This window comes from Corynebacterium sp. ACRPF (assembly GCF_022347395.1).
GTDB classification, from domain to species: Bacteria; Actinomycetota; Actinomycetes; order Mycobacteriales; family Mycobacteriaceae; genus Corynebacterium; species Corynebacterium tuberculostearicum_D.
In genome coordinates, this window is record NZ_JAKRNB010000026.1 from 19,563 (window position 1) to 30,548 (window position 10,986).

15 protein-coding genes are annotated in these 10,986 nt (G+C 59.9%); 8 read left to right on the plus strand and 7 right to left on the minus strand.

Going from position 1 to position 10,986, the window contains the following annotated elements; translation table 11 throughout:
* Nucleotides 1-141 precede the first annotated feature (141 nt).
* Entirely contained in the window at nucleotides 142-1,131 is a 990-nt protein-coding gene (locus tag MHX61_RS10555; RefSeq protein ID WP_239194686.1) for a triacylglycerol lipase, read from the plus strand.
* Here MHX61_RS10555 and MHX61_RS10560 read toward each other — a convergent pair whose 3' ends face one another.
* From MHX61_RS10560 to bioB, 3 genes are read right to left on the minus strand one after another with little or no spacing between them, the layout of a single operon-like run.
* Nucleotides 1,132-2,055, minus strand: a complete 924-nt coding sequence (locus MHX61_RS10560; RefSeq protein ID WP_239194689.1) for a Sir2 family NAD-dependent protein deacetylase — start codon at nucleotides 2,053-2,055, stop codon at nucleotides 1,132-1,134.
* 10 nt (nucleotides 2,056-2,065) lie between these two features.
* Complete coding sequence (locus MHX61_RS10565; RefSeq protein ID WP_239194692.1) at nucleotides 2,066-2,338, minus strand: hypothetical protein; 273 nt, start codon at nucleotides 2,336-2,338, stop codon at nucleotides 2,066-2,068.
* Nucleotides 2,338-3,318, minus strand: a complete 981-nt coding sequence (bioB, locus tag MHX61_RS10570; RefSeq protein ID WP_239194695.1) for a biotin synthase BioB — start codon at nucleotides 3,316-3,318, stop codon at nucleotides 2,338-2,340. Before bioB ends, MHX61_RS10565 begins: the two co-directional genes overlap by 1 nt.
* A 78-nt stretch (nucleotides 3,319-3,396) precedes the next feature.
* Between bioB and MHX61_RS10575 the strand changes: the two genes are divergently transcribed.
* Nucleotides 3,397-4,707 (plus strand): M20/M25/M40 family metallo-hydrolase, encoded by a 1,311-nt coding sequence (locus MHX61_RS10575; RefSeq protein WP_239194698.1) that lies wholly within the window; start codon nucleotides 3,397-3,399, stop codon nucleotides 4,705-4,707.
* Between the two features lie 22 nt (nucleotides 4,708-4,729).
* The gene (locus tag MHX61_RS10580) at nucleotides 4,730-5,296 is read left to right on the plus strand and encodes a hypothetical protein (protein ID WP_239194701.1); all 567 of its coding nucleotides are present in this window, start codon (nucleotides 4,730-4,732) and stop codon (nucleotides 5,294-5,296) included.
* On the opposite strand, the gene MHX61_RS10585 is transcribed toward MHX61_RS10580, so the two are convergent.
* Genes MHX61_RS10585 through MHX61_RS10595 form a run of 3 tightly spaced genes read right to left on the minus strand, consistent with a single transcriptional unit; the run spans nucleotide 5,293 to nucleotide 6,780 of the window.
* Nucleotides 5,293-5,598 carry a CHY zinc finger protein gene (locus MHX61_RS10585; RefSeq protein WP_239194704.1) on the minus strand — a complete coding sequence of 102 codons (306 nt, stop codon included), beginning with the start codon at nucleotides 5,596-5,598 and terminating at the stop codon, nucleotides 5,293-5,295. The genes MHX61_RS10580 and MHX61_RS10585 overlap by 4 nt on opposite strands.
* Nucleotides 5,576-6,415, minus strand: coding sequence for a hypothetical protein (locus MHX61_RS10590; protein ID WP_239194706.1), 840 nt, complete (start codon nucleotides 6,413-6,415; stop codon nucleotides 5,576-5,578). Before MHX61_RS10590 ends, MHX61_RS10585 begins: the two co-directional genes overlap by 23 nt.
* Entirely contained in the window at nucleotides 6,415-6,780 is a 366-nt protein-coding gene (locus tag MHX61_RS10595) for a heme transporter (RefSeq protein WP_239194708.1), read from the minus strand. The genes MHX61_RS10590 and MHX61_RS10595 overlap by 1 nt, the downstream gene beginning before the upstream one ends.
* A 118-nt stretch (nucleotides 6,781-6,898) precedes the next feature.
* Here MHX61_RS10595 and MHX61_RS10600 point away from each other — a divergent pair, with 118 nt between their 5' ends.
* The 5 genes from MHX61_RS10600 to MHX61_RS10620 all read left to right on the plus strand — a co-directional run bounded on the left by MHX61_RS10600 (nucleotide 6,899) and on the right by MHX61_RS10620 (nucleotide 10,019).
* The gene (locus MHX61_RS10600) at nucleotides 6,899-7,333 is read left to right on the plus strand and encodes a hypothetical protein (RefSeq protein ID WP_239194710.1); all 435 of its coding nucleotides are present in this window, start codon (nucleotides 6,899-6,901) and stop codon (nucleotides 7,331-7,333) included.
* Complete coding sequence (locus MHX61_RS10605; protein WP_239194712.1) at nucleotides 7,330-8,130, plus strand: PrsW family intramembrane metalloprotease; 801 nt, start codon at nucleotides 7,330-7,332, stop codon at nucleotides 8,128-8,130. The genes MHX61_RS10600 and MHX61_RS10605 overlap by 4 nt, the downstream gene beginning before the upstream one ends.
* Nucleotides 8,131-8,225: 95 nt before the next feature.
* Entirely contained in the window at nucleotides 8,226-9,182 is a 957-nt protein-coding gene (locus MHX61_RS10610; protein WP_239194714.1) for a hypothetical protein, read from the plus strand.
* A complete protein-coding gene (locus MHX61_RS10615; protein WP_370658420.1) occupies nucleotides 9,110-9,412 on the plus strand; it encodes an HNH endonuclease in 303 nt (100 codons plus the stop codon). The genes MHX61_RS10610 and MHX61_RS10615 overlap by 73 nt, the downstream gene beginning before the upstream one ends.
* 28 nt (nucleotides 9,413-9,440) lie before the next feature.
* Nucleotides 9,441-10,019 (plus strand): LURP-one-related/scramblase family protein, encoded by a 579-nt coding sequence (locus MHX61_RS10620; RefSeq protein ID WP_239194718.1) that lies wholly within the window; start codon nucleotides 9,441-9,443, stop codon nucleotides 10,017-10,019.
* Between the two features lie 880 nt (nucleotides 10,020-10,899).
* Here the strand turns inward: MHX61_RS10620 and MHX61_RS10625 are convergent.
* A partial coding sequence (locus MHX61_RS10625; protein WP_239194720.1) for an IS3 family transposase occupies nucleotides 10,900-10,986 on the minus strand: 87 nt, incomplete at its 5' end.

Below are 10,986 nucleotides of genomic sequence, written 5' to 3' on the forward strand. Positions count from 1 at the left end.
CACCCTCCTGCAAGCACCGCCCGTGATTAGGCAAGCCTAAGTTTATAAACCTTTCGTAGGATGGTCAAGGGTTTGCCCATAAATTTCTTCACCCCTGGCAAAAACACAGGTAACCTGCAATAACGAGTACAATCCGGAACCATGGCTGAGTTGAAATCCACTATTTCCGAACAACTCCGCAAATTCTGGCGTGCCAACGAGAAGGAATTGACCGATTCCCCGCGTCGCGGCGTCGCCTCCCCTGCCGAGGCCACGGCACTGCGCGAGGAGGTCGCGGCCGAAATCGCGGACCTCATCAAAGCCCAGAAGGTCAAGACCAGCCCAGGCGATACCGCCCTCGACGCCGATGCCGCCGCTACCCTTCCCCTTGGAGCCCGCATCAAACCGCGCGGCGTCTTCGAAGATGACTGGAGCGCGCGTCCTACTGCGGAACGACCCTGGCCGGTCATCCTCATCCACGGCACCTGCGATACCAAAGGCGTATGGCAGCTCCTAGGCAATGAACTGCGCCAGGACGGCTGGGCCGTCTTCGCCCCTGATTATGGGCACCGCGCTACCCAGCCGCTCGCGGAATCTGCGCGCCAGCTTGGCGCTTATATCGATACCGTCCGCGCAGCTACCGGCGCGGACAAGGTTATTCTCATCGGACACTCCCAAGGCGGGCTGCTTGCCCGCTATTGGATGCGTATGGAGGGCGGGGCCGAAAACGTCCTGCACCTGATGTGCATTAGCGCGCCGAATCACGGCACCACCTATGGCGGAATCGCCAGCCGCCTCATCCGCACCCCGCGCCAGGAAGCGGTGCTGCGCTCCATCATCGATGGCTGGTTTGGGCCGGCGGGCATGGACCAGGTCGTCGGCAGTGAGGCTCTGCGCGAAACCAACCGGGACGGCGATCTAGAATCCGGCGTGAGCTATACCTGCATTGCCACGCGGTCCGACGCCGTCGTTGTCCCGCCCGAGACCTGCTTTCTCGACCCCCGCGGCGTCGCAGAGGGCACGGTCCGCAATATTTATGTCCAAGACTTCGACCGCCTCGCGATGGTCATGCACGAGGATATGCCGATGGATAAGCGCGTTCGCGCGATCGTGCGCACCATTTTGGAACTGGTGGAGAGCATCCCGCGCTAGTTATAGCCCCAGCTCATCCAGCACCGCGTCAAAGGCGGGTCCCACCTGTGTGCGCCACAGCGTATCCACTTTCTGATCACCCCGGCCGGGCCCGCCATTGATAACGGCCACGCGCTTGCCCTGCTTCTTTGCCTCCAGCACAAAGCGGTACCCGCTCATAACCGCCAGCGAAGAGCCGGCCACCACGAGCGAACGCGCCTGGCCCAGCAGCGCAAAGGCGGCATCGCGGCGCTCGGCCGGCACGGGCTCGCCAAAGTAAACGACGTCCGGCTTCAACAAGGCAGAACCACAGCGCTCGCATCCGGCCATGCGAAAGGCTGCCACGTCTGCTTCAGCGAGCGTCACGTCACCGTCCGGGTTCACCTGATCCGCCTCCACCACGAGGCGCTCCAGGTACCCCGGGTTCGCTGCAGCTAGGCGCGCATCGAAGTGCGGCCGCGCCTCCCGGTGCCCGCACATCAAGCACACCACGGTTTCCATATCGCCGTGCAGCGCCACCAAGTTCGCGGTTCCCGCCTGTTTATGCAGGCCATCCACGTTTTGCGTGACCACACCATTGACCAGCCCGGCGCGCTCCAGTTCCACGAGCGCATAGTGCGTGCGATTCGGCACCGCGGAATCCATGACCCGCCACCCCACAAAGCTGCGGGCCCAATACCTATGGCTTGCGGCTGGGTCATGCCGAAATTCCTGATAGGTCATCGGCCGGTGCCTACTGAGCGAGCCGCGCGGCCCCCGATAGTCCGGCACGCCCGAGTCCGTAGACACCCCGGCCCCGGTCAGCACCATTACGGGGCCCTCGCGCAGCTGCTTGACGACGTCCCCTAAGGCCTTCCCCTCCTCTGTATGCGGCGCCGATTCCTCTACTACTCGGGCGATCGAGCGCAGCGCGGACTGGTGAGCAAGGGAGACGGCTGGTTCCATGCTCCCGATGCTAGCTTTCAGGCAAGTGCTCTACATATAGCCACTCCGAATCCAGATCCCCGTGGCGCGAGCACGTAGTGTGCCAGCCATCGGGGCGTACCTGGGCCACCATGCGGCGGCCACAGATTTGGCAGTAGCGCGGCACATCGAGGCCAGCGGCAGCAGCTGGGTGCAGCGTGAAGACCTCCTCGATCGGCTTGCCGGTATTCGGATGGAAAATCGGCTCGTCCCCAGAAAGGACGGCGGCAGCCAATTCGGATGTTGGCTCGAATAAGCCAGACACTACAGGGCCTTAATCGGCAGGTCGATGCGGTTCAACATGTCCACATCCTTTTCAATCTGCTGGCCCAGGGTGGTCAGGTAGTTGCCGGCGATAATGGCGTTGATGCCGCCGAGGAGGCCGCGCTCAGTGCCGTCGTCGCCAAGCGAAAGCTCGCGGCCACCAGCAAAGCGCAAGGTGGTAGACGGCATGGCCAGGCGGAACGCCGCCACGGCGCGCAGGCCTTCACCCAAGGGAACCAGCGGGCGATCCGCGAAGGGGGTGCCCGGGCGCGGATCAAGGAAGTTCATCGGTACCTCGCACGGATCAATCTCTGCCAGCTGCGCGGCGAACTCGGCGCGCTGCTCCAGGGACTCGCCCATGCCGATGATGCCGCCGCAGCAGACCTCCATGCCCACCTCGCGCACGTAGTCGAGGGTCTGCTTGCGCTCCTCCCAGGTGTGGGTGGTGACCACATTAGGGAAGAAGGAGCGGGAGGTCTCCAGGTTGTGGTTATAGCGCTGCGCGCCCATATCCTTCAGGCGCTGCGCCTGCTCGCGGGTCAGGGTGCCCAGCGAGCAAGAAATCTCGATGTCGACGGCGTCATTAATCGCGGCAATCGCCTCGCCCACCTGGTCCAGCAAGCGATCGTCCGGCGACTTCACCGCAGCGACGATGCAGAACTCGGTAGCGCCGGACTTAGCGGTCTTTTGCGCTGCCTCCACCAGCTCTGGGATGTTGAGGCGTACGGCGCGCACTGGAGACTCGAAGAGACCGGACTGGGAACAAAAGTGGCAATCCTCTGGGCAGCCGCCGGTCTTGATGGAAATAATGCCTTCCACCGATACGTCTGGGCCGCACCACTTCAGGCGGGTCTGGTGCGCAATATCGGCGATCTCCTCCAGCTGGGAATCCGGAACCTGCAATACCTGCAGTAGCTCTTCCTGGTTGAGGCCTTTGCCTTGCTCCAGGGCTTTCTCACGGGCGATGTCAACGATGCTCATGGTGCTAAACCCTACTTGAACGGCGTTCAACTTTGGTTAAAACCACATATAAATCTGTACGGAACTACCCTCGGGGGCATGACGCTTTATGATGACACCCTCTCCCTCCTCCAAGAGCTTATCCGCAATGCCTGCGTTAATGACCTCACCCCAGATTCCGGCCACGAGGTGCGCAATGCGGATAGCCTGGAAAAATTCTTCGCGGGCGAAGACGTACAGATTGAGCGCTTCGAGTCCCACCCGGGCCGCGTTTCCATCGTGGTAACCGTCCCCGGCGATCCAGAAAAGGAACCGCTCACCCTCATGGGCCACACAGACGTCGTCCCCGTGGATGAGCCCAAGTGGACCAAGCCGCCTTTCGAGGCCCTCATCGAGGACGGCAAGCTCTACGGCCGCGGTTCCGTAGACATGCTCTTTATTACCGCCACCATGGCCGCCGTCACGCGCGAGGTCGCCCGCACCGGTAACACGGGCGGCACCCTCGCCTTCGTCGGCATGGCCGATGAAGAGGCCCGCGGCGGCCTTGGCGTGCGCTTTATGTCCGAGAACCACCCCGATGCCTTTTCGTGGAAGAACTGCCTGTCTGAGACCGGCGGCAGCCACCTGCCCGGCGCGGTGGGCTTCAACGTGGGAGAAAAGGGCGCTGGCCAGCGCCGACTGCACGTACATGGCGATGCTGGCCATGGCTCCACGCCTTATGGCAAGGACTTTGCCATCGTGAAGATCGGTGAGGTCGCTCGCCGCATCGCCACCGCTGAGCCGCCCACAGCCTCCAATGAAATCTGGGAGGGCTTTGTGCGTACCTTCAAGTTTGACCCCCAGACGGAGCAGGAGCTTATCGACGGCACCGGTGACTACTCCAGGTTCGGCAACCTCGACGCCTACGCGCATGCCTTTAGCCACACCACCATCGCCGAGACCGTCCTGAGCGCCGGCGGCGCCATTAACGTGCTGCCTTCACATGCCTACCTGGAAATGGATGTGCGCCCCTTCCCCGGCCAGACCCAGGAGGATCTGGATGACTTCCTGCGCAGCGCGCTTGGAGACATGGCCGATGAGGTAGAAATCGAGCACCTCATTACTGAAGATGCCACGCAATCCTCCACCGATACCGAGCTCTGGCGCGCCATTGAGGCCACCTCCAAGGAATTCTTCCCCGACAAGGACGTTGTCCCAGTTCACGCCACCGGCGGCTCCGATCTGCGCTTCGCCCGCCGCAAGGGCGGCAATGCCTATGGCTTTGCCATGCACGCCGAAGGCCGCGATATGGCCAGCGCCAATTCGCAGCTGCACAGCCACGACGAGCACCTCTACCTAGAGGACCTCGAGCTCACCGTGCGCGCCTACCGCAGCCTGGTCAATCGCTTCCTAGGCCTGTCACAGGCGTAACAAATGTGGCAAGATGTCTGACATGAGCTTTGCACGTAAGTCCGCGCTGCTATCTGCAGCTACCGCCCTGACCGTAACCCTCGCCGCCCCTGCCGCTGCCCATGCCGACGCCGTTGATAACCTCCTCGACAAGATGCCTGCCGGCCAGATTTCCTGCTCCCAGGCCAAGCAGTACTGGACCAACTCCGCTGACTACAACCAGAAGAAGTCCCAGGCCCTCGCCGTTGCCACCGTGCACCCACGCGGCAACGAAGTCCGCGGCGCCATCGGCCGCATGGATGAGGCCATTGCTCGCTGCGGCCTGAACGGCACCACTGGTCAGGGCAAGCCGGTCAACACCGGCGGCCAGCGCGGCAATGCCCCCGCACCAAAGCCGGCTCCGGCCCCGGCACCGGCACCTGCGCCAGCCAAGAATGCCAAGGTCATCGAGCTGGGCACCATCCCGGGCCAGCCGACTGTCGACGTCCCATTCCTGGGCCAGACCTTCCGCATCCCGGATGCGGCCAAGATTGCCCAGAACGCTGTATCCCAGTTCCAGCTGCCGCAGATTCCGCAAATCCAGCAGCTACAGCAGCTGTCTTCTTTCTAGCGGTCTAGCTGAAAATAGATCCCGGCATGCGCGATGCAGCCGGGATTAAATTTATGCCCGCAGTGGGGACACGCAGGCGCGGCGGAATAGGCGTGATAGTTCATTTCGGTGCGGCAGGCGCCGCAGAGTACCGAGGGGGCGTCGACAAGCATGGGCCCAAACTCATGGTCAGTGAGCTCGGCGTGGCATAGCGCGCAGGAAAAATACCCGCCACAGGTGGCACACTTATTGGCCACCACGTCCAACGGGGAATGCCAATGCCTGCACCGGCCTTGCGCATCAATCGCGCCGTGAATCTTCATGGCCGTCAGCATACGCGCCACCCTGTTGCCACTGCTGCTTCTTTTCTTCAGACTTCTTGGCATTGCGCACTGCCTGAATGCCCACCACAATGGCAATGATGATCGGAACCCACACCTTGCTGTAGTCCATCAAGAATACGAGCCAATCGGGCGGATCAATGTCAATATTGAGGTCAATATTCGGCACGGGCAGCTCAATCTGCGGCAACTCCGGCACCGGGAGCGCGATATCCGGCAGGTCGATATCCGGCAGCTCCCAGTCCGGCAGTAACCGGGCCAAGATGCGGCTAATGATCGGGCCGAGCACAATCACGCCAATGGCCCAGCCGGACTTTCCCAGGCCACCCAAAAGCGGATACAGCACCCGCTTGAAGGAGCTTTCCTCCATGGCGTGGCGGCGCTTCTCCCCCAGTGAGCCGGCCGGCGGATCGAGGGCGACTGCCTCCTCGCCATTGCGGTAGTACACATCTAAAAGCTCGCCAAAAGGAGAGGCTTGGATATCTAGGTAAGGCTTGGTCCGCGGTGCGGAGTTCTCGAGCAGGGTGAGGTCTTTTTCAATCTTCTTTTTAAGCGAATACCGACCCGCACGCGGCCGATCGTGTCGGCTGCGTACCTGACCGTTCACCACAATCTGCAGGCGTGGGCTGGGATTCTTCCGCCACAGCTGAAGGCGCTTCGACAGCGAAGCATCGCCTGGCACCGGGGTATAGTCCTTCGCCTTTTTTGGCCACTCACCTAGCTCAGCGAACTCGGCATCGTACCCGCGCTGCACCTCGATGGTGCCCACCTCGGGGTGCTCTAGGCGCCACGTCTCCATTAGCTCTTCCCTGCCTTAAAGCCCACCACGGCGCCCAGCCTGCTCGCGGCCCATGCCAGGAAAACAAATACCGGGAGGTATATCCAGGTGCCCTCGTTGAAGTACAGGGACATGGCGGCAAAGTAAGCAAGCCCTGCCACAGTGAAGATGGTCCAGGAGGCGCGGAAAGTGGCGCCGTCGGCAAGAGCAATGACCACCGCCAGCACGGCCATGAGGATGAGCAGAACTACGCCGGAGACTAGGTGATAGACCGCGGGCGGAAGGCCAACAAAGACCACGGCCATGGTGATGGGTGCCCACCACTGCCACCACACGCGGGTGGGCTCGTCCTTCGCTTCTGCTTCTTCCGCTAGATCCTCAAACACGCACCCAACCTATCACAGGGCTTGATATTGCTTATGGAGGAGAAATCCTCCTTATGTCCGGCCTAATCCTCCCCGCGGAGGATACCGCGCTGAGCAGCACGTACCTAACGTTGAAGGCATGAAAAGCACACCCCTCATCCTCGCGGCGGGCGTAGTATTCGGCGCCATCTACGGCACCAATGCGCTCCTGCCAGACATGTATGACAACCCCACCTCTGAAGTAAAGGCCGGCTCGGCTCGCATCCCCGGTTTGTCCTGCCTCGAAGAAGATGGCTCCACCACTGGCAATCCGCGCTGGGACTGTGATGGCACCCAAATCCGCGCCAAGGAAGCCGGCGTCCAGGACAAAGACCAAGCAACCCGCCGGTACCTGCGGGCAATGGGCGAGGGCACGGCCATGCCGGGAGGAGACATCGTGCGCGACGGCGATAAGCGCACGCTTGTCGATGGCGACCTAGTAGCCATCAGCGTCGAGGGCGATGGCCCCACCACGTTCGTTTCCCTGCGCGGACCGCGCGCTGAAGAACTCGCCCAGGAGGTAGAAAAGGCATGAAGAATCTGTACTGGCTATTTATCGCTTTTGGCCTGGTAGTCTCCGGCTTCTTTTTGCCTGGTCGTCGGTTTACCGAGGTTGGCCTCCTCGGCGCGCTCATCTGCGCGGGCCTGACGCTCGGGCTGGGATTCTTGTGGTTTAGGCCGCGGCCGATGTGGCACGGCATCCTGTGGGGCGCGCTCGCCCAGCCGGTGGTGGTAAGCCTCAACGATCAAATGGTGGGGATTTCGGACAAGCTGGGGCTTACCTACCTGGATGCGGCCTTTTACTCGCCGCTTCCGGAGGAAACCATCAAGCTTCTCGGCGTCGTCGTTATTATTGCGGCTTTTGGGAACGTGCGGCATCCCTACCACGCCGCCGCGATCGGAATGGCGGTAGGCCTGGGCTTCGATGCCATGGAAAATGTGCCGTTCATCCTGAACGCGGCCATCGATAACTTGGATGGCGATCTCTGGGGCGTACTCATTACCGCTACCGGGCGAATCTTCACTGGCGCCTTTAGCCATGCGCTGTATACGGGGGTTGCGGCGTGGGGCGTCGGCAAGCTCTATGCGGGCGCGCGCCATGGGTACTGGCAGGTGGCCGGATTCTGGCTGGCCGCTATCGCCCTGCATACCTTGTTCAATGGCGCGACCATGATTGTGGGTGAATGGCCGGTGACCATCCTCGTTATCGCCCTCATCATGTGGGCGCTTATTATCTGGGGCCTGCGATTCATGCGCAAGCAGAACAAGAAACACGCCGCACAAAGCAGCGAAAATTCCCTACCCGCTAAAGATCCGGAATATAGCTCCTGAGCTGGTTCAATGCGGAGAAAAAGGCTCGTGTCCGAGGGGTGTTATAAGGTGTGAATCGTACACAAGTTCACACGATAATTTAGGTACGATGCGCCATGGAAGAACCCTACTTTTCCACGACCAACACCACCGATCCCACCACACGCTTAGCCTTTGAGATGCGAAAGGCGGAGTACGAGTTCTGGGTGAGCCAAGTCCCGGATCTCGATTCTGATTTCGAATTAGTTACCCAATCCCTCTACCGCACTACCGGCGTTAACGAAGGCCGGATCGGCCATATCCTCATGGCGCTGCACCGCTTGGAGGAGCTGCCTGAGCTGCAGGCCTTACAGCACCGCCTCTATCATTTAGACCTCGACCGGATTATTGCCATCAATAAGTCCCTCAACCGCTTGGGTAACCCCACACCGGAGGTAGTGGCGCGCATCGATGAGCAGCTCACCGACTACCTCACCCCTACCCGGCCGAACCAGACCATGCGTACGCAGGCACAGATCAAGCGCAAGCTCAACGAGCTCATCAACCTCGCCGATGACACGCTGGCCGTCACCCAGGGCCCTACCCAGCCTCGCTACACCATGGAAAACTGGGGCGATAACACCTCGGCGGTGACTTTAAGTGCGGACCCGGCGGTTATCGCGAGCGTCGATAAGTGCATCCGGCAGACCGCGCTGGAGCTAGATTGCTCGCTTGCCGACGCCGCCGTTGCACTCCTCACCGGCCGCACCCAATCATCCTCAACGCCTACAAGGCCACCGACGTGCCCAATTCCCCGGCGTTTATCGAATCCGTGGGCTGGCTCGACCCGACGCGCTCCAATGCGCTGCCCTACACCAAAATCCGGGAGATGGACCCTAACCACGAGGTCAAGGGCTATGTTACTCCCGCCGCCATGGCTGCGTACCTGGAAGGCGTCGATGGCACCTGCCGCTACCCCGGCTGCAACCGCCCGGCATCTGCCTGCCAGAAGGATCACCGCATCAACCACGCGGACGGCGGGCCGACCACGCCGGCAAACCTCGCCTGCTTATGCCAGCACCACCACAACATAAAGACCGATGGCCGCGTCTTTTATGTCATGGACCCACACACACGCGACATCATCTGGCTTTCTGAGGACGGCACCTGGACCACCACCGAACCTTCCGGCCCGCTGGCGCAGAAGAACAAGAACTGGGTACAGACCTTCGCCCAAACCATGACTGCCCACCGCACCCGGGCATATGAAGAGGCCCAAGAGCTCATGCGCCAGCAGAAAACCACCCCTAGGGAGGAGGAATAAAACCGCCAGCTTCCCTACAGTGGCTGGCATGACGCAAAATTTATTCGCACTTGACGAGCTCGTAATTACCCAAACCAAGTCCTTCCTCAACGATCAGTTCATGATCGCCGATATCAACGGCACCCCTGTAGGCACGATCCTGCAATCCACCAGTCTTAGAGATATGGTGTTTAAATCCTCTCGCAGCTTGGAGGTCGCACTCACGGATGCTGAAGGCAACCCGCTACAGACGGTCATGACGATTTCGGATCCGCCGAATTTTCTGCGGGATACCTATGAGGTGCACTTGCCGGGAATCGAAAAGCCCATGGCCGTCATTACCAAGCGTTTCTCCATGCTCAAGACAAAGTTGGACTTGACCATGGAGGGTTTTGCCGACGTCGAAATTCACGGCGACTTCTGGGATTGGAACCTTTCCATCACTTCAGAAGATCGGCTGCTTGCTGACGTCTCTAATGAATGGACTGGCATGGGCAATTTCTTCATGGGCAAAAACACGTACCGCCTGCGCATCACGCCGGGCCTCAATGAACAACATCACGCCGCCATCATCGGCGCCGTGATGAGCATGGATATGCTGCGCACCAAGCAAAAGAATAGCGACTAGGACACACAAAAAGAACCGGAGTGGAAAAGTATTTCCATCTCCGGTCTTGGTGGTGTGATGTTCACGATGGCAGCTCAGCATGGCTTTTCAAAAAGTGTCTCCCGAGCTGCGGATATGGAATCTCCCGAGTATTAATTCCGCTACTAAGGCGCTTCAATCGGCCGCAAATTAGGCCGCAGAATCCCCGCTAAACCATTTACTTCCTTTATCTAGCACATACTGTGGACATGAAAAATACTCGCCCAGCAGGACCAGACGAGCATTAGAACATTTGTTTTATAGAATCTCCCAGAGGTTTATCGGTCGACATCCCTCAACTGGATTGACAGTCTTATTCTTCCGGCTCCTCGGAACGCCAAGGTGCGGTTTCAGAACTGTAAGTTGTAAGCACCATGTCGCACCACAGACGAGCAGCATTCACTGCAAGCTCTGCATGCCGCTGCTCTAGCCCCGACCGTAAACTCTTCCATTTCCTTTCCACTCTCAATTCAGTCTCTTAAAAAATACCGAAATAGACGAAACGCAACGCAGGACGCCTCATCTTGCGCTTCCTCTGAGTCTGTTGCGGCGGCAAGTGAACTACAAATTAGTAATGGAACGATTGTCCCAATAGTTAGCTTGCAAGATTCTGACAATTCAGCTCCATCCAATTCGGTAAAATTGACCATGCCATGACAAGTCGCTGGAATCACAACACGGCCTACCATTCTGAACTGCTCGCCGCTGCCCCGGGGCCAGATTCGAAAGTCCTTGACGTTGGTTCGGGAGACGGACTGCTAGTCAGCAAATTCGCGGAGGTAGTCCATGACGTAAGAGGCATAGACTCAGACCCCCATGCAGTCAAACTGAACTGGCCCCCGAAAGTTGGACTGGTTTAATTCTAGGTGGTTAGGGCTTCAAGGGTCTGATTTCGATATTGCATCGGGGTCAGGCCCTTGAGTCGTTGTTGGATGCGTTCGGTGTTGTA